Below are 25496 nucleotides of genomic sequence, written 5' to 3'. Positions count from 1 at the left end.
AAGAAATTAAAAGCATGAATGGGTGATCAGCCTTGTCGACAAGGCTGATCACCCATTCATGCTTTTAGCCTGATGTGTTTTATACCGTAAAGCTGTCGGAATCGACGTAGGCTTTAATGAGGGCGATTTCCCCTTCTTTTCCCTTCTGCGATTTGCCGTGCTCCATACCAAAAATGAAGTCTTTACCGGCGGCTTTCTGCTTCTGGTAAACGTACTTGAATATATTCTTATAGTTGATTTCACCCGTTGTCGGCTCGTTGCGACCAGGATTATCGCCAATCTGGAAATAGCCAATTTCATTCCAGCACCAGTCAATGTGGGGAATGATATGACCCTCGTTTTTCTGCATGTGATAAATATCAAACAGAATCTTACACGATGGACTATTGACAGCGCGGCAGATCTCGTAGGTTTGATCGGATGTGCGTAGAAACAGATTGGGCGAATCGCTCAGGGGTTCGAGCACCATCGTCAGGCCAGCCGGTGCCAGGATATCGGTACCACGGCGCAGCGCGTCGATGACGTTACCCGTCTGAATACCGATGGGCAGATTACGCTCAAAATCCCCCGGTACAACCGTTGTGAATTTGGTATTGCAACGCTTGGCGGTTTCAACAGCTTTGCGGCACCCGTTCAGAAAAATATCAATGTATTCCTGCTTGCCGGCCGCCAGGGTGTTCTGCGAGTTACCGCCTTTTTCAAGAACAAATACGCCCATCGTCATCCCCAGACGCGCCATTTCTTCCCCAATTTTGGTTTGCATGGCGGGTTCGCGGGCCATCATCCCATTGTCTTCCAAAGCCGTGAAGCCCATATCGGCCATAAACTTGAGCTGGTCGATGAGGTCTTTACCGGCGCTGTTCTCGAACATGCCGAAATGCGGAGCGTACTTGAGCTTGAAGGTGTTCTTCGCCATCGAATGCTGGTTACCCGCTATTGATTCGCCGGTTACGACGGCTCCGGCCAGGCTTAAACCAGCCGCCCCAACTGTTGATTTTACGAAATTGCGTCGTTGCATATGTGAAGTTATCTGAATCGGAACTTAGATGATTTTTCTGACTGACTACGGCCACCAAAATAGAGTATCCGCCGAAAGCGAACGTCGTAGTTAGGCAGAAAAATCACACACATCCCGGTCCTATTTCTTTTTTAAACTTGATAAATAATCCACTAAATCTACTAATTCCTGCGTGCTCATGGCTTCCTGGATACCTGACGGCATCATGGACGTATCCAATTGTTTCATCGAAACGACATCCGACATTTTGTAATTCTGGATGACGCCACCCGGAAACTTCATTTGCAGATCGGTTTCGGTTTTGCTGGACACAATACCAGTCATGGCACTCCCATCTTTAAATTTTACTGCCCAGCCCTCATAGCCGAAGCTAATCCCGGCATCCGGGTGTAAGATAGCCAGATACTGCCCTTCTTTTGGCAATTTCGACCCAATTTCGGATAACTTTGGACCGAAGTCCATGCCCTCACCATTGACCTGATGGCAGATGCTACAATTGTTCTTAAAAACGGAGACACCACGAGCAGCGTCACCGTTCATGGCAAGCAGCTCATTTAAGGCAGGCAGCTTTTTACCTTCGGCACTTTGTCCGCCATCCAGGAAATTAGCGGCCTGCTGACGAATATTTTTGCGCCAGTCGTTACTCACCCCCTGCACGGCTGCTTTTTTGTAATCGCCTTTGATATCGCCGGATGTAAGCAGGGCCACAACCATATCGGCCCCTTCCATACTACCGCCCAGTGAGCGGGTCGCTTCTTTGCGTAAGGCGACAGCCCGTTTCTCATCCAGAGCCACCGTTTTTAAAATATCGATCGACTCTTTGTTGCCCACCCGACGCAACGCAACCAGCATATTGGTAGCCGCTTCCGGATCGCTGCCGTTAAGCACCTCCCAAACCAAGGGGCCACCCTGCTGCTTGAGTAATTGCCGGGCGGCATCACGACCCATTCCTTCCAGTGGTTTTTGAACGGCTAGTTTTGCCAGATGAGCATTTTCGGATGCGGGTTCAAAACGGGCAACCAGCTCAACGTATTCGGGTGTGCCGTATACGTCGGTCATGAGCTTGTTCAGGGCGTTTGTGGCCACGGGTGAATTTTTCACGAATGCCGGATCGAGATGACGCAGGGCCAGTTTGGTCATGTCCGTGGAGCCGCTGTTTGCCTGCAAAATACCCAGCAAGGCATTAGATTTTTCGGTAGCACCCGGATTGAAATCAAATGCCCGGAAATAGCGCAACCGCTGATTGATATCGACGGCAGGATCGCCCGCCAGTTTGGCCAGCATCGGCACCGACTCCTTCGTGCGGGCACGCCACACAATATCACGGCCACCCGCGCTGGCCAAGGCCGGGGCGTCGCTGCGCTCATTGTTCGTTTGTTTCAGCCAGGCCGTGTAATATGTATCCCAATTGGCATCCGCACCAATACCCAACGCTTCCAGATACCAGCGGTCTTTACCATCGTATTGGCTGGCCAGTTGCGCCCACAAGGCAGGAGCCTCCGTACTTGAGCTTCGACGTAGCGCAATCGCACACTCCCGACGCACCTGCGGATCGGGGTCGTTAACAAGTTGCTTTATGTACGGAATAATATCCGATTTGCGTTCGCGGGCGGCCCGGAGTGCGGTGATGCGCAGATCAGGATTATCGCTTTTTAAAGCCGTTTCGATGTATTTTGGTCCTTTGTCCAGTTTGCTTAACAACCAGAGCGCCCGAGCCTGCATCCGGGGATTAGCCGATGTTTTGTAGAGTTTGGCCAATTCCTTCTCCGCTTTTTTTCCCAGACCAGACAGTTTCTGCCAGCCAGCGTAGCGAATCGACATATTTGGACTTTGCAGGGCGTCGATAGCGCCCTCGGTCGTTGTCAGATCCACTTTAGGCATTTTATACGGCGAGTTCGGTGGCGCTACCCGATACACGCGGCCCCGGCTTTGGTCGCCCGCCTGGTGCCCACCCACGCCGGGGTCATACCAGTCAGCAATAATGAGTGAGCCATCCGGTGCCACACATACATCGGCCGGTCGGAACCATTGATCGCGCGCGCCTTCCAAAACGTTTACAATGTCGGCTTTGTACCCCGCGCCCTCTTTCTGCACAGGATAAGACCGCACTACGTTCGGGCCAGCGTCGCAGTGGATCATTTGATTCCGAAAAACTTCCGGTAAGAGGTTGCCCTCATACACAATCATACCCGTTGGCGAACCAGCCCCCGTTTGCAGCAGGTTGGGTACCACACCGGGGTCATTAAGGTGCCAGTGGCGTCTTGGCGTTTCGGGCTCAATGTTCTCCCGGTTAGCCTGCCAGCCTGCTCCCGTCATTTCGTCGGTATAGCCATAGTTGCCATACTCCATGACGTAATTAATCCGGACACTCTTGTTACCATCGTCGTCGTTGTCCGATTGCCACATCGTACCATAGGAATCAACGGCTATCTCGTAGTTATTGCGGAAATTTTGGCCCAGCACTTCCACATTCTTCCCATCGGGATCGCAACGGAAGACCATACCCATCTTAAAATTCTGCTTATCGATCGTTTTGCCAGTAGCGACGTCGATGATCGGCTTGCCGTCCTTATCCTTCAGTTGCCCACCTTCGTTTCCAAAGTTAAAATACCACTTACCGTCCGGTCCGAAGACAAACGTGTGCATGCCATGATCGTGCTGCTCACCGCCGATACCCGTGAAGAGCAGTTCTTTTTTATCCGCTTTATCGTCGCCATTTTCGTCGGTAAAGACCCAAACGTTCGGGCTGTCCGATACAATCACTTTATTGCCCTGTACCCAAATTCCGAGCGGTGATTCGATGTCGGCCCCCTGATAAAACACCTTCGATAGATCGGCCTTTCCATCGCCATTCTGATCTTCCAGAATCACAATGCGATCTCCTTCTTTGCGAGTTGGGTTGCCGTTGATGGCGGGCCGATAATTATAGGCTTCGCAGACCCAGACCCGGCCACGCGCGTCTACGTCTATATTCGTTGGATTAGCCAGTATCGGCTCAGCGGCAAACAAGGTTGCCTCCAGACCGGGTGCTACATTCAAACTACCTACCGCGTATTTTGGATCGTGTTTGTCGTCATCGTTAAGTTGAGCGAACAGACTTGTCAGATATTGGCGGGATGCCCCGTTCAGGTTTCGATTCTGATAAGCCCCGATAAAAGCACCGCCAATTACCAGACCAGCCGCTGACAAAGCGATTGCCCGACGCGCGAGAATAGAGCGTTTTAGTGCTAAAAAATGAATCATATAGTCAGCCCGGTACAGGAGGGAGTTAGCGATTAACTGATAAAGGAGAAATCTACCCTGTAAAATGACACTACAGATGATTTATACCCATTTTCAGCTACATTCTTTTCGCAATTTATTCTCCCTATAGTACAATTGTCAATCTTTTGTGTAGCATTGCATTGTCACATTCACAACTGTCTAACCATTCAGACTATGGGCTTTTTATATTCTATTTTAATTGGGGGTATTGCCGGTTACATTGCCAGTCGGTTGATGGATAGCCATAACTCGGCGCTTGTCAACATTATCCTGGGCATTGTAGGTGGCTTCGTAGGTGGTTTTGTTGCCCGTAAGCTGGGCAACGACCCGGATAATGATGGCCTATTTATGAATTTGTTAATTGCTGTGGGCGGTGCCGTCTTGTTGATTTTTGTGGGCCGACTGTTTTAACGTAAGTCAGGTCGTAACAGCCCCGAATAAGGTATCTGGCGCTTTTGTATAAGGTTACACGAGTAGTATATCATGTCATTACTACTCAATAACCATTTTTCTCACTTTCCCCTTCTCAAAAGTGTATACATGGGTTACCTGTCCATCGCTCAGAATCTGCCCATTCAGGTCTTTGATGACTTGGTGAACACTTACGGCAATTTCCCCTTCAGGTCTCCTTGTAAATGAGGTCGGTACTACGTTAGGATTAATCTCCTGTCATTGGCGGAGCCAATATGCTTGCACGTCATCACGCCCGTGCACATAACCCCCTTCCCACCCATTAGGCCAGGTCACATCCGTGTGTAAAAAAGCAAGAACAGCATTAATATCCCGGTCATTGAAATCCTGGTAGAGCTGGTTAAGGGTCGTTTGATCGTCCATAATTATAAAAGTTAGACAATGAGTAGACGTGTCAAAACTAAAGCATGGACCTTATAAGGGCGTGTCAGTGAGGCTTGAGATTATCTAAGATTTACTTGAGACGGCGGAAGCCTATTTCCGGGAGTCTTCCCAAATCAGTTTTTCTTCTGTTCTGGAAGCGAAAAAGTCAGCACATTTTCCGTCGCCCCTGCCACTAATACCACCGTCTGGAGAACAAACGGTATTGCATTGTTCGTCAAGTAAGATGCTGGGGATATCACAACACCGTTGCGGAATGAAGTAAACCACTTGCCCCTTGTACGAATAGCGATAAACTTTGGCTGGCGGCTCCCACTTATCCTGGCTCTTGATCTGATTGATCAGATCGGTAATGCATTCAGGCGTCCCTTTGGGTATCGACTCATTTTTACATCCTAAAGCCATCAAGCTAGTAAAGGCAATGAATTTGATATACGATCTCATTTGATGGCTGGTCAAGGTTATTTTCACGACTCCAAGAGTCTGTTATACCTACTACCCGTTGGAATTAGCTATTGCATACATGGGGAGGATCTTTCAAAAGTTACTAAGTAGCTTATCGAGCCGTGCGCCTGAGCCATATTTAATCCGGAAAATACATTAAAAATCCCCCGCCATGCTGCCAAATCAGTACGGCGGGGGATTTTTCCTAATCACTCCTTAAATACTTTTCCGCTTCATTTCCTTCACGGCGAAATCAGCCGCCCGTGCCGTTAGCGCCATGTACGTTAACGATGGGTTTACGCAGGAGGCCGACGTCATACACGCGCCATCCGTTACGAACACGTTCTTAACCGCATGAAGCTGGTTGTTAGCATTCACGACCGATGTTTTAGGATCGCGACCCATGCGAGCCGTACCCATCTCGTGAATGGCCATGCCTAAGTAAGAGCCCCGGTCGTAAGCTTTTACGTTCTTGACACCCGCCGATTCCAGCATTTCCTTGGCATCGTTCATCATGTCGATCCGCATTTTCTTCTCGTTCTCTTTCAACTCAGCGTCGAATACAGCGAGCGGCATGCCCCATTTATCCTTTTCATTCTTGTCGAGGTACATCCGGTTTTCGTGGTACGGCAAAGTTTCCCCGAAACCGCCCAGGCCCATTGTCCATGGGCCGGGTTTGGTGAGCTCCTCTTTATAATCGGCCCCAAAGCTCATTTCAGCAACGTTGCGCTGCCAGCCCTGCCGACTGCCGCCCCCCTGATACCCGAATCCGCGGATGTAATCGCGCTTGTCGGAACCGATGTTCCGGTAACGGGGAACATAGATGCCATTGGCCCGGCGGCCGATGTAATATTTATCCAGATCACCTTCCCATTCGCCCGAGGCACCAATTCGAAAATGGTGATCCATCAGGTTATGACCCAGTTCGCCCGAGTCATTACCGAGACCATTGGGAAAACGGCTTGATTTTGAGTTCAGCAATACCGATGTAGAGCCTAGCGTACTTCCACAAACGAAAATGATGCTGGCGTAGTACTCTTTGGGCTGCATCGTTACGGCATCAACAATTCGGACACCCGTTGCCTTTTTCTTGTTTTCATCGTACAGGACTTCCGTAACAACCGAGTCGGGACGGAGCGTCAGTCGGCCCGTCTTAGCGGCCGGAGGAAGCGTGCAGGATTGTGTACTGAAATACGCGCCGTATGGGCAACCCAGCGAACATTTGTTCCGGTATTGGCACGGCGCGCGGCCAACACCTAGTTGAGCCTGGCCCGCTTTGGAGAGGTTAGCTACCCGACCAATGGTCATCGTGCGGCCGGGAAAATTCTTTTCAATCCGCTTGCGCACTTCCTTTTCCACACAATACATCTCCATAGGTGGCAGGAACTCGCTGTCAGGCAGTTGGGGCAGGTTTAGTTTCTCGCCCGAAATGCCGACGAACTTCTCAACATAGCTGTACCAAGGCGCAACGTCTTTGTACCGGATTGGCCAATCGACCGCAATACCGTCTCTCTCATTAGCCCCGAAATCAATATCACTCAGCCGGTACGATTGCCGCCCCCACATAATGGATTTTCCACCCACGATATTGGGCCGGTACCAGTCGAAGCGTTTCACTTCTTTGTAGAGTGAATCGGAATCGTTCATCCAGTAATTCTGGGTCATCTCATTATACGGGTAATCGCGGGCCAGTTTGGGGTGCGATTCCTTCTGCGCTTCCGTGAGCCGCCCGTTGTACTTGGTTTGCCAGGGATCTTTCATGGCATACTCGTAATCGGTAACGTGTTCGAGTTTGTGCCCTTTTTCGAGCATCAGCACCCGTAACCCTTTTTCGGTTAGCTCTTTCGAGGCCCAACCGCCCGATATGCCCGACCCGATCACAATGGCATCGTAGGTCTGGTCTTTTATAGAATCAATATTGAGGTACATAGTTTTTAAAGAAGTTAGGGGTGAGGATTTAGTAGTAGGAGTAAGGGACCATTTGGCATTATAAAATATGCGCCACCCCTCCTCACTCCCACCACTAAATCCTACACACTTATATAGCCCATGCCTTCTGGCCGGGTTTGAGAGGCATACATCCGTTAAATTGACCAGGAACGGGCAGGTATTCGAGTGCTTTGGTAGCACCAATCTCAGAGGTGAAGTAGCCGGTCGTTGTCAGCTCTTTCATACGCAGAAAAAATGGTTTGTCTTCTGTCATGGTCAGCTTGACCATCTCATTTTTCTGGGCCGTGTCGAGCGCCACAAATCCTTTGCTGAATTTGGTTTTACTGTCAGCGTCCAGCTTAGCTAAACCGGCGTAGAATTTCTCCTGATCGGCTTTCGGATAGCAATCGCGCATGACCCGAACAATAAACTTTTCAGCACCGGCCGCTTTGGCACCCGGTGTGGTAGTAGTGGGGATGATCACATCGGCAACCTCGGCCAGCAGCGCTTCCTGTTCGGGCGAGACGGCAACGCTCGGGCCCATGTTGGTCACACGGCCCATAGCACCTGCCAGGGTCGGTGCCGACAGTATCCCGCCCATCAATAAGGCCGCTTGTTGTATGGCTTCTCTACGTTTCATAAAGTGATGAATACTGTTTGGGTTATATAAGGACCCAGCTGGTAAAATTTCCTCTAATAATATGAAAATAAAGTCACAACACGAAGGCTTTGGCCGAGTTTAATGGAAAGTTAAAAGGCGTGCCACGATTCAGAACCGTAGCACGCCTTTTAATCTATTCTGCATTTTTGACTTGACCTGACTTATGGGTTGGGAATCAGATCCTGATACCAGAAGCCAGTATCCCAGCGGGCTTCAGAATCGGGCTGATCGGTAGGTGAGTCGGTGCCGCCGGAGCGGGTGTAGGTCCGGTGAACAATGTCGCCTTTTGTGAAGGGAACGGGGCTGGAAAAAATAGGCCCATCATATACAAAAGAATGATACTCGCCATTTTCGCCACACGGGTCGACCGTTTTGGGTAGTTCTTTCAGCAAATCCAGATCGAGTTCCTGGCCGACGAATTCAGCGCTTAATTGCTTTTCATTCACGCAAACAAGCACGGCCCGAAAACCCAGATCGACGAACGCATGAACCAGCTCGGTCGTGTTTCGCTGCCAGAGCGGGAACTCACCCAATAAGCCAACCCGCTGCAACTGCCTTTCCCGATAGGCGCGAAGGTCTTCCAGAAAAATGTCGCCAAAAATGGAATGCGTACTTCCCTGTTGTCTCAGCTCCAGCAGTTCCTTATGCATCTGAGCGTCGTACTCGTCCATGGAGACATCGCCTGCCAACCGGAGTAACCGCAGTGGAATCCCCAATCGATCGGCCTGAGCCACCATCAACTCGGTTCGAACACCGTGCATGCTTACCCGGCCATACGCATCGTTGACACTCGTCAACAACGTTTGCACGGCCCACCGACCCGATTGGAGACTATGATACAGGGCGAGGGCCGAATCTTTGCCCCCGCTCCAGTTCATAATGGCCCGCTGTCGGCTCATCGGAAATAAAATCCTGACGGCGCAATTTCAGCCTTCACCGAATCGACCAAAGCACCAGACGATTCGTAGCGCAGTACATAACCGGCCTGTGTATAAAGGAGCGGAGATTGGCTGCCGTATAAACGTCCTGTTTGTGGATCAACACCCAAGGCACTGAATGAGCGAGCGATCACCTGGCTACCGGATGCTGTCGTTGCGTCAATACCTATCCGGTATGTTTTACCGCTCAATGTGTAGTAGAAGGATTTTTTATCGGGGCTGATCGTAACAGAACCGGGAGTAGCAGCAAATGTCAATCGTTTGGCAACTACCCGATCCGATGGGTTAATTTGGACGAGATCTTTGCCGGCCTGTATCCATAGCTTGCCGTTTGCATCAAGCGCAATAGGCTCGGGCGTTGATCCAAAGGCAATGCGTTGTTTTTCCGTATCGGTATTCAGATCAATAACCAGCAGCGTTTGATCACCGCTGTACGTGTTGCTTCCGACGAAGGCTTCTGAACCGGCAACTACCATTTTTTCAACCGCTTTAACGGCCGGAATCTTCTTGATAAGTGCATTTGTGTTCAGGTCAATAACGGCAATGTAGCCGGGGTCTTTGTAGAAGGCGTTTCCGGAGCCGGAAACGTCCCAGCAACTAACGTAGGCCTTGTTAGGACCAGCTGCAATCACCTGGCGCGGGTTTTCAATATCGGGCGTTTTCAGGGTAGCGCGGGACTTGAACGTACCTCCCTCCACAATTTCAACCTTATCCTGCGCGGCAGAGCTGTTGTCGATCAAAATAAGTCCTTTCCCGTTCACTTCGGTATAGCCCTGAACGCCACCACTCGGCAATAAAGAGGGATTAGCGGCTTGTAAAATATTGGTAGCAACCGTATTACCTACGCGTGGCAAAAAGGAAACCGTTCCGTTGTTGCTGAAGAAGTTACCCGCGTTCAGTATATATACGCCCGATTCGTATGGTGTTGGTTCAGGATCGGAGGTTTTACAATTCCAGACGCTTAAGGCCAGCAAGCTAAGCGCAATGCCTTTTGTTACTTGGTATTTCATGATTTATTAGATGGAAAATTGATAATGAGATTGAGGGCCCAGTTACGACCGGGTAACGCGTTTCGCTTAATGCTGAATGACAGCGTATCGAATAGGTTGTTGACCTGCCCCTGCACCCGAACAGGTACCGGACCGAGTTTGGTGGTCGTTTCGAGGAGAACGTTTGTTAAGGTGACTCCCTGAAAAAACTGGCTGTTGTCGAAGGTAATGTACCGGAGGGAACTGGCCTGTGTTTGCACCGACAGCCGTGTTTGCCCCCGCTGCACATAAGCATTGAGCGTTCCGGTATGAATGGGCACGTAAACCAGTTGCTTCCCGATCACGTCCTCTGCATATGTGTCATACGCCCGCTCCTGCGAAGAACGCGTTAGCGCATAGCCTATCCGCAAACCAGCCCGCCAGCCTTTGTGCGCATACGCGATCGAGGTGGTTAGTTCGCCCCCGCGGGCCACAACCAGTTGTAAATTCTCGACATGGTAGTTGGTCGTTGGGTTCCAATATGTCCAGTTGTCTACCCGATTGTGGTAGACCCTTGCTTCAGCCGCAACGTTGAGTCGTTCATTGAATACAAAGGTTGAGGCCAGACCGGCCTCCAGATTGAATCCACTTTCGGGCAACAGATTAGGATTGCCCAAATCGGCCCAGTACCGTTCGTTGAGCGTTGGCACTCGATAACTTCGACTGATTGCTCCTTTGGCCGTTAAGCCAAATGCAGGACGCTGCACGATGCGATATTCAGCGCCAAGTGAGGGAGTAACGGGTGGGTTGAAGCGTGTAACGAAAGCCTGCCGTACATTAGCCGATACCAGCCATCGGTTGGTCTGCAATCGAAGCAATGCATACAAATCTCCCCGATCTTCTTCGATCAATGGACTTACGTAGCCATCGGTCCGGGTGCGGTAATGCGACCACTCGCCCCCTACCCGAAGGTTGAGCGATAGATTGGCTTTAGCGGGCGTCAAGGCGAACTCCCGCTCGGCACGGGCAATGAACCGGTCGGTCTGGGTATGACTGGGCAACGCGAAGTTGCTTTTGGCATAATCCAGAATATCGTGCGTCCAGCCAAGGCGCAGGGTTAGATGGCTGGTTTCGTAGGTAGTCAGAAATCGGGCCGATTGTGTGCGCGTCTGTTCGCGGGCAATGGTGTCTTGCGGAGCCAGAATCAGGTCGTTGTCCGTTAGCCACACGTTGACGGATACTTGACGCCCACTCTTGTGTAGGAAATATACATCCTGAACGAGGCCCCGTTGCGCGGTTGTTGATCGCTCCAGGAAGTAGTTCCTGCGTTCTGCCGATGGATACGCATTATTGAACTGGTTTCGATAGGCGAACGTCTTCCCTGACATTCTCCAGGCAGTTCCCAACCTCGTACCATAGCGTACACCTAACTGAGTCTGGTTGTTCTGAAAACTGGCCAGTTGATGACCAAACGTTACGTGTATACCCGGTTGCCAAACGGGGCTACTTCCCAGCAGCACACTCCCGCCCACGGCATCTGAACCGACGACGCTAGCCGACGAACCATATTGAACCGCTAATCGATCGAAACCCGCTACGGGTAGCGTCGAGAAATCAGTCTGACCAAGATTGGGCTGGTTGATGTTGATACCATTCCAAAGAACGGCGGTATGATTGGCCGATGTTCCCCGGAAAGATACCGTCGCCAATTGGCCGGGACCATAACTTTTAAATGCCATGGGCGTGTTCAACGCCAGTAAATCCGTCAATGAGCCAAAGCGAAACTGCAATAGCGTTGCCGAATCGATTCGCTGAAGTTTCTGACCGGCCAAAAACCGCTCGGGCGCAATGGCTCGTACGGTAACGGCCGATAAAGACACAGTCGTTGCCGACCGCGCCAACGAATCGATCTGCGCGATACTAGCCTGACTGACCAGCAAGCCGGCCAACAGTGTACTAATCCACCAGCGAAGGGTGTTCTGTTTCAAGTGTATACTGCGAATGAGTGCCTGGAACCGTTGGGCCGTCCAACTGGTGGCCCACTAGCACGCGATTGGGGCGTTTCCTCCGAACGCCAGAACAACGGATGGTTTACGGCAGGTCTCCTGGCTTGTCTCGTCGGTTCTTACCTTCCCACGCTGAGAATCAGCGCAGTGGTTACGTAGATTGAACCGATTTTCTAAAGACTTACAGTTGCGGGGACAGCATTGGTCTTACACCAACTTCCCTTTTAAGCCTTGCAGGCTGCTACGAAGCAGCATCAGGCACCGAAAACTCAGGGGCAAAGGTAGGGTATTTTGTGGAATAAGTAATGTGGATCGCACGGGCACTCGTGCGATCCACATTACGGGTTAAAAACCTTCGGCTTTAATCTCTTTCTCTGTAACGGTGCCGTATTTTTTCACTTTATCCCGAATGGTTTCGGCTTTACCGATCAGCACAAACTGGAGCTTGTCTTTCGGAAAATACTGGTCGATTATCTGGCGGGTTTTGGCAACCGTAAGCCCATCGACGTTCTTCTGGAAGTTATTGATAAACGACTCGTCGAATCCAAGACTAAACATATCGGTCAGCAAGTTGGCTAACTCACTGGCCGACTCGTACCTCGGCGGGAAATCGGCCTTAACGTAGTTTTTGGCAGATGACAGCGTTTTTTCATCGATACCGGTCCGATGTAAACTATCGAGTACCTGCAAAGCCATATCGATTGCCTGGGTAGTGGTACTGACTTTTGTAAAAGTCGAAATGGCAAAGGTGCCGCTCTTCCGAAACGTACTGAATCGGCTATTCGCGCCATAGGTCAGACCCGAATTTACCCGCAGGGCATCATTCAGCCAAGAGGTGAAGCGCCCGCCCAGGATCGTATTGACAACCGTCACAGGAATGAAATCGGGGTTATTTTGGGTGATGCCTTTTCCGCCAATCAAAAACGTTGTTTCGCGGGCATCGTCTTTATTGACCAGCAACACCCGACTTTTATCGAACATAACCGTCGGGTCCGTTAAGACCGGTGACGTTGCCGCGGCCGTTTTCCAGTTGCCGAATAAGTCGGTAATCCGCTTTTTCATAGCCGCCGTATTGAAGTCACCGACGATGGCAATAGCCCCCCGGTCGGTGGTAAAGTTTTTCTGATAAAACTGCCGGGCGTCGCTGGCGGAAACGGCCGATACGGACGCAGGCGTACCCGTGAGCGGGTTGGCGTACGGATGGCCTTCAAACACAAACTTGTTGAAGTAAGAGCCAACCACCCCCCTTGGGCTTTCTTTTTGCTGAGTCAACTGGAGCAGTTGCCGCTGTTTGTATTTGTCGAATTCAGCCTGATCGAAGGTGGGCTTTGTGATCACATCCTGGATAATATCAAATAATAAATCCTGATCCTTGACCGCAAACGACGAAGTCAGCTTAGCCACTTCTTTACCAGCATACGTATCTACGCTGGCTCCCACGTATTCAATTTTTTCTTCCAGTTGGGCCTTCGTGTATTTCGAACTGCCAAACAGCAAAGCCTCCGCCGTCATGTTGGCCAGGCCATACCGGCTGCCATCCTGCACCGCACCGGCATCGAATACCGCCGAGACATTGATGAGGGGCACCTCATGCTGTTCCATCAAATAAATCGTCAGCCCATTCCTGAGTTTGAACTTCTGGTAAGGGGGCACCTTGAACGTTTGCGCTATCGACGCTCCCGTAACAACAAGGGTAATGAGTACGGTAACTATGTATTTCATTGGATGATGTCTGTTAATCGCAGCCAACACAAACAGCTCTCGGACAATTATCCGCGCTATTGGGCCGCTGCGGTCGAATCAATTCGTTTTGACAGGATTTGCTTTAGGCTCCGGCAGCAGGTAGCCCACGGTTCGGTTGCGACTGGTGAGGTACGTTTTGGCGACGCGTTGAACGTCTTCCTTCGTTACCTTTTCATAAAGCGCCGGGGCTTCGTAAAGCTTTTTGTAATCGCCAAAGAACAGTTCGTACGTACCCAGCGAGTTCGCTTTCCCATTGATCGACTCCATGGTCCGGTAAAACTCCATCAGCTTCTGATTTTTCAGCTTCTGCAACTCCGTATCGGTAATGCCCTCATTGATCACCCTGTCGATTTGATACAGAACCGACCGCTCCAGTTGCTCGGCCGAAATACCACTTCCGGCAATGGCGTAAACCGAAAACAGACTCGGATCGAATGACATCTCTACGTTGGTAAATACCCGGGATGCTACCGTTGAATCCAGTACCAGCGATTTGACCAGCCGCGACGAATTACCGGAGCTTAACACCCCACTGAGCAGATCGATCGCATAATAATCGGGGTGACGCGTTGCAGGAATATGATAGGCCAGTAGAATGTTGGGCGTCGCAACATCTTTATAGGTCGTTGCCCGACGTTCGCCGTTCTGCGGAGGCTCCACCGTGCGCAGGCTATCGGGTAGTTTTTGGGCCGGAATCGAGCCGATATACTGCTCCGCCAGTTTTTTTACCTGAGCCGCCGTTACATCGCCCACGACGACAGCCACGGCGTTGTTTGGCGAATAATAGGTTTTGAAGTATTTCTCCAGATCAGCCTGCGTCCACTTTTTAATGTCCGACTCAAAGCCAATCACCGGAAACATGTAAGGATGCTCCACAAACGCTACGGATTGAACCAGTTCGTTGATGACCCGGTAATTGCTGTTCTCCAGTCCCGTGCTTCGTTCAGATAACACAACCCCCCGCTCACTCTCTACCATTTTGGGGTCAATAGCCAGATCACGAATCCGGTCGGCCTCCAGATCGAAAATCGTCTCGAGTGCACCGCTCTGAAACCAGTCGGTATAAACGGTCGTATTTTCGGTTGTATACGCATTGTTCGAACCACCGTTGGCTTCCATCACGCGGTCAAACTGCTTGGGGCCATATTTTTTGGCTCCGTTGAACATCATGTGCTCAAAAAAGTGGGATAGGCCGGTTATACCGTGTACTTCGTTACGGGAGCCAACTTTCCAGAATGAATAGAAGTTGGCGTTGGGTATAGAATGGTCTTCGAGAACCATGAATTTCATGCCGTTTTTCAGAGTGAACGTTTGCACGTCTTCTGGCTTGGGCTTATTCTGGGCCAGTACCATACTCGTGCAGAGCATCCATACCGCCAAAAGCCCCATTCGTTTGTCCATAAGATGATTTTAGTTTGGAGAAAAGCTAAAATTAATGACCTTTAGCTCATGAACCAATCGCTCTGGTCGCTTAGTGGCCAACGCGCCCTCGTTACGGGCGGAACCAAAGGAATCGGCGAAGCCATTGTCCGGCAATTTCTGGACCTCGGTGCATCAGTGTTTATCGTTGCCCGCGATAATACATTGCTCCAGCAGCAACTAACCGATTATCGCCAGCAAGGCCATATCGTTGACGGGATGGCCGCGGATGTGAGTCAGCCGGGGGTAGCGACCCAAGTTATCGATGCGGTAAAAGCAATATGGGGTAGTCTGGATATTCTTGTCAACAATGCAGGTACGAATGTTCGTAAACCGACTTCGGAGTATAGCCCGGCGGAGTATGACCATGTGCTGAATACAAACTTGCGTTCAGCCTATGAACTGACCCAGGCGGCCTATTCACTCCTGAAAGAATCTGCCAAAGGGGGCCATCCAGCCGGGGGCAAAGTGGTGATGGTTTCGTCGGTGTCGGGCCTAGCCCATACCAGCAGCGGCTCGTTGTATGGCATGACCAAAGCGGCCATGCTTCAGCTTACCCGGAACCTTGCGGTTGAGTGGGCACCCGATGGTATTCGCGTGAACGCCGTAGCGCCCTGGTATATCAAAACACCATTGGCCACGCCCGTACTAGCCAATCCTGAAAAATTGGCAGGTATCCTGAAACGCACACCCATGAACCGGGTTGGTGAACCCGAAGAAGTAGCGTCGGTTGTTTCCTTCCTGTGCATGCCCGCATCCGGTTACGTAACGGGACAGACAATCTCGGTGGATGGCGGCCTGATGGCTTGGGCTTATTAAAGTCCGGCCACCATTGCCTTCATCTTTGCCATCGCCGTTTTGGTGACGGTCAGGGCGTCCTGCGCGTAATAATTCTTATTGAAGACTTCCAGCGACACGACAATTGGCTGGTCGGTTCGTTTGATGAGTTTTAGCGTCTCACTGATTGGGGCAACGCCATCGCCCGGAAATACCCGATCAGCATCGACTATTTTTTCAGGGGTAAAATCGGCCGTGTAGTCATTTACGTGAAAGACCTCGATAGCGGGCTTACCCACCAGAGGCAAACTTACATTGCCTGAGCCCCCTTTGTAGAGGTGATAGATATCGAGCAACACCCTCGCCGACGGGTGGCCGCTTTCAATGGCAACAAACATAACTTCGCTCAACCGGCTCAGGTTTGGCGAGAATCCCCACAGCTCCAGTTGGGGGACAACACCCGCCTTGTCCCCAATTTCCAGAATAGCCCGATAGCGTTCGGCAGCTTTGTAGAGGTCTACTTTGGGACTACCCGGCGATTGGGCACCGATCGGTGGAGTGGCTACGCGTTTGCAACCTACTTCGGCCAGCATTTCCATCTCACTCTTTAACTGAGCAAGGCCCTTTGCCCGGGCCGCTTCGTCGTCAATGATCCAGGGCGCAAACCCAATGGCATTTTCTACCTTTATTCCGTTGTCTTTCAGGATTCGGCGAGCCTCCGCCGTCGTACCTCCATTCTTCAGATAGGTCTGTAGCGTCTCAATCCATATCTCGACCGACCGAAAGCCGCCCTTGGACGCAGCTTCCAACTCTTTTACGAAACCAAGCTTTTGCCCCCGAATCGTGCTCATGTTGAGGCAAATTGTAAAGGGCGATTGGGCGGTCGGCGTTGCCGTAGCGTTAGCTTTCAGGGGAGATGCTAGAGAAGTCCCTACGGAAGCAGTCAGGGCAGCCAGTGTTTGACGACGAGTAACAGGTATAGACATGCAGAGAAACAGATTCAGGTGTTTTTGGAATCATGTAGTAAACGTAAAAAGTACATAAATCTACTGTTCTGAAGGGCCTTCTACCGTTGAATTGCCAGATTCAGCCATGCAGGTCGTGCTAGCGACTTACTGTTTATGATGCACGAGCAAATCTCGCCCCTCTTCTGGTCACGTAGCGCTCGAACACCTTTCCCCGAATTTTGGCCAAAATACTTTTAAAGACATCATCTAAAAACTTTCTTTAAAATAAATTTTCTGTTTCTCCAAACTATTCCATACTTTTGCACTCCCAAACTCGGAACATCGAGATAACGACATACGAGGGTGAAGGTCCGCTAAGATCTGTATGATTTAGTAGAAACCACATCTGACTTTTTCGGCAAACAAACCTTGCGCTGCATCGTTTTGTCTGCCATTTGAGGTCAGGTGCTGCGCACCCGACCTTTTTTTATGTCGTTGTGGGGCCTGATTGTTAAGCAGATATAGGATTCATTCGAATATTTGCCTACCTTTGCGGCCCGATTCGGAAGGTCCGAACGGAAAAAAGATTACCTATTTTTTACCTGCTTACTTTAAACAAACACAAATGTCTGGTTTAATTGGCAAGAAAATCGGGATGACCAGCGTGTACAATGCGGACGGGCAGGCTCTGGCATGTACAGTGATTGAGACGGGTCCCTGTGTCGTAACTCAAGTCCGTAGCGTCGAGAAAGATGGCTACACGGCTGTGCAACTAGGTTATGGCGACAAAAAAGAAAAGCACAGCAACAAGCCGGAGTTGGGCCACTTCAAAAAAGCGGGTACCACACCTAAGCGTAAACTGGTTGAATTTAAAGAATTCGAGCAGGAACTTGCTTTAGGTGCAACACTTACGGTAGCCGATGTATTTGCAGAAACTGACTTCGTTGACGTAGTCGGAACAGCAAAAGGTCGTGGTTTCCAGGGCGTTGTGAAACGTCACGGATTCGGTGGTGTAGGCGGTCAGACGCACGGTCAGCACAACCGGGGTCGTCACCCAGGTTCGATTGGTGCCTGTTCGTTCCCATCGCGTGTGTTCAAAGGTCTTCGGATGGCCGGCCGGATGGGCGGTAACCGTGTGAAGGTTCAAAACCTTCGCGTATTGCGCGTTCTGCCTGAGCAAAATCTGCTCGTTGTTAGCGGTTCAATTCCAGGAGCCAAAAATTCATACGTTATTATCGAGAAGTAGGTCATGGAAGTAATCGTATATAACAGCAAAGGCGAGGACACAGGCAAAAAGGTCACGCTTCCGGAAGAGGTCTTCGGTATTGAGCCGAACCAACACGCGATTTACCTCGACGTGAAACAATACTTAGCCAACCAACGGCAAGGAACGCACAAAGCGAAAGAGCGTGCTGAGAATGCTCACTCGACGCGTAAATTAAAGAAGCAGAAAGGTACAGGTGGTGCCCGCGCTGGTAGCGCCAAATCGCCGGTATTCGTTGGTGGTGGTACCATCTTCGGTCCACGCCCCCGCGATTACAGCTTCAAATTGAACAAAAAAGTGAAATCGCTGGCCCGCCAGTCGGCTTACGCGGTAAAAGCTAAAGCTGAACGGATTTCAATTATTGACAGCATCTCGCTGGAAGCTCCCCGCACGAAAGATTACATCCAGTTCCTAAACGATCTGAATGTAACGGGTAAGAAAACGCTGCTCATCCTGCCCGACGTCAACACGAACGTTGTCTTGTCGAGCCGGAACGTACAGAAGACGAAAGTCACGACAGCTTCGCAGGTCAATACATACGATCTGATGAACGCCGATCAACTGCTCATTAGCGAAGAAGCCCTGTCAACCATTCAAACGTTGTTCGACCGATAATCGGGAGCAAATTAATCATGAGCGTACTGAAACGACCAATCGTCACGGAAAAAATGACGGGCCTTAACAAGCAAGGCAAATATGCTTTTGAGGTTGAACTAAAAGCCAACAAACTCGAGATTGGCAAAGCCATCGAGAAAATGTATGGCGTAAACGTTGAAGCTGTTAATACATTCCGGGTTTACGGAAAGAAACGCAGCAAGAACATCAACGGACGTGTTGTATCGGGTAAGACCCCAACCACTAAGAAAGCAATTGTTACGGTTGCTGAAGGCGAAGTAATTGATATCTACGCTGACCTGTAAACCGAGCACTGCTCTACCAATTAATCAGTCATGGGAGTTAAAAAACTAAGACCAATAACGCCGAGTACACGTTTTCGCGTGGCACCCGACTTTGCGGAAATAACAGCCTCCAAGCCAGAGAAAAGCCTGCTGGAGCCCATTAAGAGAACCGGTGGCCGGAACAACGAAGGTCACCGCACTATGCGCTACATTGGAGGAGGTCATAAGCGGCAATACCGTATTATTGACTTCAAGCGCGACAAAGTCGGCCAACCTGCCGAAGTTTTGACTGTAGAATACGATCCAAACCGTTCGGCCCGCATCTCGCTGGTGCAATATCCCGACGGTGAAAAACGCTACATCATCGCACCACAAGGTATTACCGTTGGCCAGACGATCCGGTCGGGCGAAGGGTCAACTCCTGACGTTGGTAACGCTCTTCCATTGGCTCTGATGCCAATCGGTACTATCGTTCACAACATCGAGTTGACACCTGGTAAAGGCGGTGCCATGGCTCGTTCGGCTGGTACATATGCCCAGTTAGTAGGCCGTGAAGATAAGTACGCTATCCTGCGTTTGCCTTCGGGTGAAACACGCCGGGTTCTGAGCGCCGGTATGGCAACGGTAGGTTCGGTATCGAACCCCGACCATATGAACGTTGTCATGGGCAAAGCTGGCCGTAACCGTTGGTTAGGTCGCCGTCCCCGCGTTCGGGCTGTCGTGATGAACCCAGTCGATCACCCGATGGGTGGTGGTGAAGGCCGGGCATCCGGTGGTCACCCACGTTCACGTAATGGCCAGTTTGCCAAAGGTCAGAAGACCCGTAACAAGAACAAGGCCTCTGAAAGCATGATTATTAGCCGACGCAAAAAGTAACAGATAACAATGGCACGTTCACTCAAAAAAGGCCCCTATATTGATTTTCGTTTAGACAATAAAGTCCAGACGCAGAATGATTCGGGCAAGAAATCGGTCATCAAAACCTGGTCGCGTCGTTCGATGATTTCGCCGGATTTCGTAGGCCACACCTTCGCTGTGCACAACGGCAACAAGTTTATCCCGGTTTATGTAACGGAGAACATGGTAGGTCACAAGCTCGGCGAATTCTCGCCAACGCGCAACTTCCGGGGCCACACCGCAAAGAAAGACAAGGGCAAACGATAAGCAGTCTACGGTATTCGGTCTACGGTTTTAATGAGCTGTAAACCGGGAGCCGAAAGCTAAAAACCAAACAAATGGAAGCAGTAGCAAAACTTAAAGATGTGCCCACGTCTCCCCGCAAGATGCGGTTAATTGCCGACCTCATTCGTGGTCAGCGCGTTAGCCGGGCGTTGGGTTTATTGAAATATCAGCCACAGGCTGGTGCCGATGTATTGCAGAAAGTGCTTTTATCGGCCGTTGCCAACTGGCAGCAAAAAAATGAAGATGTCCGCATCGAAGATGCTGATCTTTATGTAAAAACGATTTTTGTTGATGGTGGTCCGATGCTGAAGCGTCTGCGTCCAGCACCACAAGGTCGTGGTCACCGGATTCGTAAGCGGTCAAACCACATTACCCTCGTGGTTGACAGTGCAGCGGATACTGTATTGACTCAGGCTGAAGTTTCTACCCCTGAAAACGAACAATAGACAGAAATGGGACAAAAAATAAATCCAATTGGCCTACGACTTGGTATTGTTCGGGGCTGGGAGTCGAGCTGGTACGGCGGCAAAGAGTTTTCGGAAAAACTTGTTGAAGACGAGAAAATCCGGAAATATATCTCTGCCCGTATTCCCAAAGGCGCCATCGCGCGGGTCGTCATCGAACGTACCCTGAAGCGTGTTACTCTAACTATTCACACGGCTCGTCCGGGTATTGTTATCGGTAAAGGTGGCGGTGAAGTTGACAAGATCAAAGAAGAGCTGAAGAAGATCACGGGCAAAGATGTCCAGATCAATATCTTCGAAATCAAACGCCCTGAAATCGATGCTAAATTAGTTGGCGAAGCAATTGCTCAGCAGTTACAGGCTCGTATTTCGTTCCGTCGTGCCATGAAGCAAGCTATCCAATCAGCAATTCGGGTAGGTGCACAAGGTATCAAAGTGAAGGTATCAGGTCGTTTGGGTGGAGCTGAAATTGCCCGCTCGGAGCAGTACAAAGAAGGTCGTGTACCTCTTCACACACTACGTGCTGACATTGATTATGCTATTTCTGAAGCCCAAACCGTTTACGGCAAAATCGGCATTAAGGTATGGATTTTCAAGGGTGAAGTATACGGCAAGCGTGATCTGTCTCCAGCAGCGATGATGAGCCAGGCGCAAGCTGGTGAGCGTACGGCTGCAGCCAACGATCGTGGCGACCGTCGTGGTCCTCGTGGCGACCGTGATGGTAACGACCGGGGTGGTCGGAACCGTGGCGGCAATGACCGGGGTGGCCGTGGTGGCAATGCCGGTGGCGGCCGGGGTGGTAACGCCGGTGGCCAGGGTGGTAACCGCGGTGGCGGTGGTGGTCAGGGTGGCAACCGTGGTGGCGGTGGTCCAAGACGATAAATTCAGTCGTCAGTCGTCAGTCCACAGTCATTAGCAACCACTTTTGATCAACAACTAACCACTATCGACGCTAACTTTTAGAGCTATGTTACAGCCAAAAAGAACTAAATTCCGTAAGCAGCATAAAGGCAGGATTCCAGGTATCGCTTCGCGCGGTCACGAGATTGCCTTCGGTACATTCGGCATCAAATCGCTGGAACCCGGTCGGATCACCGCCCGCCAGATTGAAGCCGCTCGTATTTCAGTAACACGGGCCATGAAACGCGAAGGTCAGGTTTGGATTCGCATTTTCCCCGACAAGCCTATTACCAAGAAGCCAGCCGAAGTTCGGATGGGTAAAGGTAAAGGTGCCCCAGAATACTGGGTAGCCGTAGTAAAGCCCGGTACGATTATGTTCGAAACAACGGGCGTTGATCTGGCAACGGGTATGGAAGCCCTGCGCCTGGCCGCTCAGAAATTGCCAGTTCGGACGAAATTTGTTGTCCGGCGTGATTATCAGGAGCAAGGCGAAGAATAGTACCCCTAAGCGACGAACAAAATGAAAAAAGAAGATTTAAAAGGATTGTCGGCCGACGAGTTACGCACTGAAATTGGTGCTGAACAAGACCGACTGTTGAAACTAAGGTTCGCTCATGCGGTATCTCCAATTGAGAACCCAATGCGCATCCGCGAGAGCCGGAAACGGATTACTCGTCTGAACACAGAACTGACGGTTAAATCGCGGCAAGCCTAATAAGACACGACAATGGAAGAGCAACAAGCACCAGCACCACAGGCAGAAGAACAAGCTCCTGTGGCAGCAGCAACAGAACAGCCAACAGCAGCCGCTCCCGCAACGAGCACTGCCGCAACGGCTTCGGAGCGCAACGCTCGGAAAGAGCGTATCGGACGGGTAACCAGCAATAAAATGCAGAAGACCATCACTGTTGCGATTGATCGTAAAGTGAAGCACCCGATGTACGGCAAGTTCATGAACAAGACGAAAAAACTGACTGTTCATGACGAGAAAAATGAGTGTGGTATTGGTGACACCGTTCGTGTCATGGAAACCCGCCCAATGAGCAAAAATAAGCGTTGGCGTTTAGTCGAAATCATCGAAAAAGCGAAGTAAGCCATGGTACAGCAAGAATCAAGATTAGGAGTAGCCGATAACAGTGGCGCGAAAGAAGTGCTGGTTATCCGCGTCCTGGGCGGTACAGGCAAGCGGTATGCATCAGTCGGTGACAAGATCGTCGTGACGGTGAAACAGGCTCTGTCGTCCAGTAACATGAAAAAAGGTACGGTTTCAAAAGCCGTTGTTGTTCGGACCAAAAAGGAAGTACGTCGTAAAGATGGTTCCTATATCCGTTTTGAGGACAATGCAGCCGTATTGCTCAATAACAACGATGAACCACGTGGCACCCGGATTTTTGGACCCGTGGCTCGTGAATTGCGCGAGAAGCAGTTTATGAAAATCGTATCGTTAGCCCCGGAAGTATTGTAAGGCAATGGAGAAGAAAATAACGCTACCGAAGCACAAATTCCACATCAAATCAGGCGATACAGTCGTTGTGATTGGTGGTAACTCGAAAGGTCAGCGCGGTGTGGTGAAAGAAGTGATCGTAGAGAAAGATCGTGCTCGCGTTGAGGGCGTCGCTATGATCACCAAGCACTTGAAGCCAACGGCTTCTAACCCGCAGGGGAGCCTGGAAAAAACGGAAGGATCGATTCACATCAGCAACCTGAAATTGGTTGATCCAGCCACCGGTGAACCTACCCGTACGGGTCGTAAAGCAAACGAAAAGGGAAAGCTGCAGCGCTTCTCTAAGAAGACAGGCAACTTTATTCCTGATCGGTCCGCCGACGCGGGTCGTAAATAACCTTAAGCAGGTCTAAGAAAATGGCAACGCCAAGACTGAAAGAAAAATATCTAAGCGAAATCGTACCTCAGTTGAAGGACAAGTTTCAGTACAAGTCGGTCATGCAAGTGCCCCGTCTGACTAAAATTGTCATCAACAAAGGTATTGGAGCCGCTGTCGCCGATAAAAAATTGGTGGACGTAGGCGTCGAAGAATTGACGACCATCACGGGCCAGAAAGCTGTTCCGACTTTGTCGAAAAAGGCTGTCTCGAACTTCAAGCTGCGGGAAAAAATGCCCATCGGTGCGAAAGTTACGTTGCGTGGTGTGAAGATGTATGAATTCCTGGACCGGTTAACGGCAGTATCGTTACCTCGTGTTCGTGACTTCAAAGGCATTAGTGACAAAGGGTTCGATGGCCGTGGCAACTATACCTTCGGTGTACAGGAGCAGATCATCTTCCCTGAGATCAGCATTGATAAAGTAGCCCGTATTTCGGGGATGGACATCACGTTTGTGACAACAGCCAACACCGACAATGAGAGTTACGAATTGCTGAAAGCAATGGGCATGCCGTTCGCTAAAAGTGACAAATAACAACCGACAAAAAGGTTAAGATAATGGCAAAAGAATCAATAAAAGCGCGGGAACGGAAACGCGAAGCATTGGTAGCTAAGTATGCTACCAAGCGGGCCGCTTTGAAAGCCGCCGGTGACTACATCGGTCTGGATAAACTGCCTAAAAATTCGTCTTCAGTTCGTTTGCACAATCGTTGCAAATTAACAGGTCGTCCTCGGGGCTATATGCGCAAGTTTGGTATTTCACGGGTAACATTCCGGGAAATGGCATCGGCCGGTAAGATTCCAGGTGTAACCAAAGCAAGCTGGTAATTCCAGATTCCATTTCTATTTGTAATTCAGTTTCCGTAATTTTGCGAACTTTCTCAAAAAGAGGGGTTTGCAAGTAACGCAACGCTAAGAATGAATACAGATCCAATAGCAGACTTTCTGACTCGTGTTAGAAACGCCATCCGGGCCAAGCACCGGGTTGTAGAGATCCCTGCTTCGAACATAAAAAAAGAGATTACCAAGGTTTTGTACGAAAAAGGGTACATCCAGAACTACAAGTTCGACGATAGTACTCCACAAGGCTCTATCAAAATTGCTTTGAAGTACAATCCAACGACGAAGCAGCCTGCTATCGTTGACCTACAACGCATCAGCCGTCCAGGTTTGCGTCAGTATCGGGGAGCCGATAGCCTGCCACGTATCCTGAATGGGTTGGGTGTAGCGATCATTTCTACCTCGAAAGGTGTGATGACAGACAAAGAAGCGAAGACGCTGAACGTTGGTGGAGAAGTATTGTGTTACGTATATTAATCCGAACTGAACGATGTCACGCATAGGTAAGAAACCAATCGCCCTACCCAGCAACGTTACGTTGTCTGTCGACAATCAGAACGTCATAAGGGTAAAAGGCCCTAAAGGCACCTTGACCCAATCGGTTGATCCGGACATTTCGGTAGCCATTGAAGATGGTCAGATCCAGGTAACCCGCCCAACCGAGCAAAAGCGTCATAAAGCGCTGCACGGTTTGTACCGGTCGCTGGTTAATAACATGGTAACTGGTGTAAGCGAAGGCTTTAAACTGGATCTCGAAGTGATCGGAGTAGGTTATAAAGCATCGGTTGCCAACAACATTCTTGAACTGCAACTTGGCTATTCACACAACGTGTTTTTAGCTGTTCCAGCCGAAATCAAAGTTACAGCTGTGACGGAGAAAGGTCAGAACCCGAAAGTATATCTGGAAGGTTCGGATAAACAACTTTTGGGCGACGTAGCCGCAAAAATCCGTTCGTTGCGTAAAGTTGAGCCTTACAAAGGCAAAGGTATCCGCTTCATCGGTGAGCAAGTTCGCCGGAAAGCTGGTAAATCTTCTTCGAAGAAATAATAAAGTGGTTTTCAGTTTTCGGTTTATGGCTGACTTATTCAGTGATAAATCG

30 protein-coding genes and 1 riboswitch are annotated in these 25496 nt (G+C 50.2%); of the genes, 18 read left to right on the top strand and 12 right to left on the bottom strand.

Features of this window, described 5'->3' with window-relative positions:
• Window positions 1-79: 79 nt before the first annotated feature.
• Window positions 80-1018, bottom strand: a complete 939-nt coding sequence (locus ACYU8Y_RS10345) for a hydroxypyruvate isomerase family protein (RefSeq protein WP_460936819.1) — start codon at window positions 1016-1018, stop codon at window positions 80-82.
• A 120-nt stretch (window positions 1019-1138) separates the two neighbouring features.
• Window positions 1139-4261 (bottom strand): PVC-type heme-binding CxxCH protein, encoded by a 3123-nt coding sequence (locus ACYU8Y_RS10340; protein WP_460936817.1) that lies wholly within the window; start codon window positions 4259-4261, stop codon window positions 1139-1141.
• A 195-nt stretch (window positions 4262-4456) separates the two neighbouring features.
• Between ACYU8Y_RS10340 and ACYU8Y_RS10335 the strand changes: the two genes are divergently transcribed.
• Window positions 4457-4693 carry a GlsB/YeaQ/YmgE family stress response membrane protein gene (locus ACYU8Y_RS10335; protein ID WP_460936815.1) on the top strand — a complete coding sequence of 79 codons (237 nt, stop codon included), beginning with the start codon at window positions 4457-4459 and terminating at the stop codon, window positions 4691-4693.
• Window positions 4694-4951: 258 nt separating this feature from the next.
• Here ACYU8Y_RS10335 and ACYU8Y_RS10330 read toward each other — a convergent pair whose 3' ends face one another.
• The 9 genes from ACYU8Y_RS10330 to ACYU8Y_RS10290 form a co-directional block, all read right to left on the bottom strand.
• Window positions 4952-5116 carry a nuclear transport factor 2 family protein gene (locus tag ACYU8Y_RS10330; RefSeq protein WP_460936813.1) on the bottom strand — a complete coding sequence of 55 codons (165 nt, stop codon included), beginning with the start codon at window positions 5114-5116 and terminating at the stop codon, window positions 4952-4954.
• A gap of 111 nt (window positions 5117-5227) precedes the next feature.
• Window positions 5228-5578 (bottom strand): DUF6970 domain-containing protein, encoded by a 351-nt coding sequence (locus ACYU8Y_RS10325; protein WP_460936811.1) that lies wholly within the window; start codon window positions 5576-5578, stop codon window positions 5228-5230.
• A gap of 216 nt (window positions 5579-5794) precedes the next feature.
• The gene (locus tag ACYU8Y_RS10320; protein WP_460936809.1) at window positions 5795-7507 is read right to left on the bottom strand and encodes a GMC oxidoreductase; all 1713 of its coding nucleotides are present in this window, start codon (window positions 7505-7507) and stop codon (window positions 5795-5797) included.
• Between the two features lie 109 nt (window positions 7508-7616).
• Window positions 7617-8147 (bottom strand): gluconate 2-dehydrogenase subunit 3 family protein, encoded by a 531-nt coding sequence (locus ACYU8Y_RS10315; RefSeq protein ID WP_460936807.1) that lies wholly within the window; start codon window positions 8145-8147, stop codon window positions 7617-7619.
• Between the two features lie 182 nt (window positions 8148-8329).
• Window positions 8330-9067 (bottom strand): Dph6-related ATP pyrophosphatase, encoded by a 738-nt coding sequence (locus ACYU8Y_RS10310; protein ID WP_460936805.1) that lies wholly within the window; start codon window positions 9065-9067, stop codon window positions 8330-8332.
• Window positions 9064-10116 (bottom strand): YncE family protein, encoded by a 1053-nt coding sequence (locus ACYU8Y_RS10305; RefSeq protein WP_460936803.1) that lies wholly within the window; start codon window positions 10114-10116, stop codon window positions 9064-9066. The genes ACYU8Y_RS10310 and ACYU8Y_RS10305 overlap by 4 nt, the downstream gene beginning before the upstream one ends.
• Window positions 10113-12062: a TonB-dependent receptor plug domain-containing protein gene (locus ACYU8Y_RS10300; protein WP_460936801.1), complete on the bottom strand. Its 1950-nt coding sequence runs from the start codon at window positions 12060-12062 to the stop codon at window positions 10113-10115. The genes ACYU8Y_RS10305 and ACYU8Y_RS10300 overlap by 4 nt, the downstream gene beginning before the upstream one ends.
• Window positions 12063-12152: 90 nt before the next feature.
• Window positions 12153-12361: riboswitch (cobalamin riboswitch) on the bottom strand.
• A 64-nt stretch (window positions 12362-12425) separates the two neighbouring features.
• Window positions 12426-13802, bottom strand: coding sequence for a M16 family metallopeptidase (locus ACYU8Y_RS10295; protein ID WP_460936799.1), 1377 nt, complete (start codon window positions 13800-13802; stop codon window positions 12426-12428).
• A gap of 78 nt (window positions 13803-13880) precedes the next feature.
• Window positions 13881-15224, bottom strand: coding sequence for a M16 family metallopeptidase (locus tag ACYU8Y_RS10290; RefSeq protein ID WP_460936797.1), 1344 nt, complete (start codon window positions 15222-15224; stop codon window positions 13881-13883).
• A gap of 48 nt (window positions 15225-15272) precedes the next feature.
• Here ACYU8Y_RS10290 and ACYU8Y_RS10285 point away from each other — a divergent pair, with 48 nt between their 5' ends.
• Window positions 15273-16061, top strand: coding sequence for an SDR family oxidoreductase (locus ACYU8Y_RS10285; protein WP_460936795.1), 789 nt, complete (start codon window positions 15273-15275; stop codon window positions 16059-16061).
• Here ACYU8Y_RS10285 and ACYU8Y_RS10280 read toward each other — a convergent pair.
• The gene (locus ACYU8Y_RS10280) at window positions 16058-17005 is read right to left on the bottom strand and encodes a sugar phosphate isomerase/epimerase family protein (protein ID WP_460936793.1); all 948 of its coding nucleotides are present in this window, start codon (window positions 17003-17005) and stop codon (window positions 16058-16060) included. The genes ACYU8Y_RS10285 and ACYU8Y_RS10280 overlap by 4 nt on opposite strands.
• 586 nt (window positions 17006-17591) lie before the next feature.
• On the opposite strand from ACYU8Y_RS10280, the gene rplC reads away from it, so the two are divergent.
• The 16 genes from rplC (at window position 17592) to rplF (ending at window position 25444) form a co-directional block, all read left to right on the top strand.
• The gene (gene rplC / locus ACYU8Y_RS10275) at window positions 17592-18212 is read left to right on the top strand and encodes a 50S ribosomal protein L3 (protein ID WP_460936792.1); all 621 of its coding nucleotides are present in this window, start codon (window positions 17592-17594) and stop codon (window positions 18210-18212) included.
• Between the two features lie 3 nt (window positions 18213-18215).
• Window positions 18216-18845 carry a 50S ribosomal protein L4 gene (rplD, locus tag ACYU8Y_RS10270; RefSeq protein WP_460936790.1) on the top strand — a complete coding sequence of 210 codons (630 nt, stop codon included), beginning with the start codon at window positions 18216-18218 and terminating at the stop codon, window positions 18843-18845.
• A gap of 17 nt (window positions 18846-18862) precedes the next feature.
• On the top strand, window positions 18863-19150 hold the full coding sequence (rplW, locus tag ACYU8Y_RS10265) for a 50S ribosomal protein L23 (protein WP_012930240.1): 288 nt from the start codon (window positions 18863-18865) through the stop codon (window positions 19148-19150).
• A 30-nt stretch (window positions 19151-19180) separates the two neighbouring features.
• Window positions 19181-20005 carry a 50S ribosomal protein L2 gene (gene rplB, locus ACYU8Y_RS10260; RefSeq protein ID WP_460936787.1) on the top strand — a complete coding sequence of 275 codons (825 nt, stop codon included), beginning with the start codon at window positions 19181-19183 and terminating at the stop codon, window positions 20003-20005.
• A 9-nt stretch (window positions 20006-20014) separates the two neighbouring features.
• A complete protein-coding gene (rpsS, locus tag ACYU8Y_RS10255) occupies window positions 20015-20293 on the top strand; it encodes a 30S ribosomal protein S19 (RefSeq protein ID WP_018618700.1) in 279 nt (92 codons plus the stop codon).
• A 71-nt stretch (window positions 20294-20364) separates the two neighbouring features.
• Entirely contained in the window at window positions 20365-20757 is a 393-nt protein-coding gene (rplV, locus tag ACYU8Y_RS10250) for a 50S ribosomal protein L22 (protein WP_460936785.1), read from the top strand.
• A 6-nt stretch (window positions 20758-20763) separates the two neighbouring features.
• On the top strand, window positions 20764-21657 hold the full coding sequence (rpsC, locus tag ACYU8Y_RS10245; RefSeq protein ID WP_460936783.1) for a 30S ribosomal protein S3: 894 nt from the start codon (window positions 20764-20766) through the stop codon (window positions 21655-21657).
• Window positions 21658-21742: 85 nt separating this feature from the next.
• Window positions 21743-22174 carry a 50S ribosomal protein L16 gene (gene rplP / locus ACYU8Y_RS10240; protein WP_046577824.1) on the top strand — a complete coding sequence of 144 codons (432 nt, stop codon included), beginning with the start codon at window positions 21743-21745 and terminating at the stop codon, window positions 22172-22174.
• Between the two features lie 21 nt (window positions 22175-22195).
• Window positions 22196-22390, top strand: coding sequence for a 50S ribosomal protein L29 (gene rpmC, locus ACYU8Y_RS10235; RefSeq protein WP_460936780.1), 195 nt, complete (start codon window positions 22196-22198; stop codon window positions 22388-22390).
• Between the two features lie 12 nt (window positions 22391-22402).
• Window positions 22403-22768, top strand: coding sequence for a 30S ribosomal protein S17 (gene rpsQ / locus ACYU8Y_RS10230; RefSeq protein WP_460936778.1), 366 nt, complete (start codon window positions 22403-22405; stop codon window positions 22766-22768).
• 3 nt (window positions 22769-22771) lie between these two features.
• Window positions 22772-23140: a 50S ribosomal protein L14 gene (rplN, locus tag ACYU8Y_RS10225; protein WP_012930232.1), complete on the top strand. Its 369-nt coding sequence runs from the start codon at window positions 22772-22774 to the stop codon at window positions 23138-23140.
• 4 nt (window positions 23141-23144) lie between these two features.
• A complete protein-coding gene (gene rplX / locus ACYU8Y_RS10220) occupies window positions 23145-23516 on the top strand; it encodes a 50S ribosomal protein L24 (RefSeq protein ID WP_460936776.1) in 372 nt (123 codons plus the stop codon).
• A gap of 20 nt (window positions 23517-23536) precedes the next feature.
• Complete coding sequence (gene rplE / locus ACYU8Y_RS10215) at window positions 23537-24091, top strand: 50S ribosomal protein L5 (protein ID WP_460936774.1); 555 nt, start codon at window positions 23537-23539, stop codon at window positions 24089-24091.
• A 23-nt stretch (window positions 24092-24114) separates the two neighbouring features.
• Window positions 24115-24384 carry a 30S ribosomal protein S14 gene (gene rpsN / locus ACYU8Y_RS10210; RefSeq protein ID WP_460936772.1) on the top strand — a complete coding sequence of 90 codons (270 nt, stop codon included), beginning with the start codon at window positions 24115-24117 and terminating at the stop codon, window positions 24382-24384.
• Window positions 24385-24474: 90 nt separating this feature from the next.
• Window positions 24475-24873 carry a 30S ribosomal protein S8 gene (gene rpsH, locus ACYU8Y_RS10205; protein ID WP_460936770.1) on the top strand — a complete coding sequence of 133 codons (399 nt, stop codon included), beginning with the start codon at window positions 24475-24477 and terminating at the stop codon, window positions 24871-24873.
• Between the two features lie 13 nt (window positions 24874-24886).
• Complete coding sequence (rplF, locus tag ACYU8Y_RS10200; protein ID WP_460936768.1) at window positions 24887-25444, top strand: 50S ribosomal protein L6; 558 nt, start codon at window positions 24887-24889, stop codon at window positions 25442-25444.
• The last annotated feature ends 52 nt before the right edge of the window (window positions 25445-25496 follow it).

The sequence above is a fragment of the Spirosoma humi genome (assembly GCF_054776575.1).
Note: the sequence above shows the minus strand (reverse complement) of the source record. Positions and strands in the feature narration are given on the sequence as shown.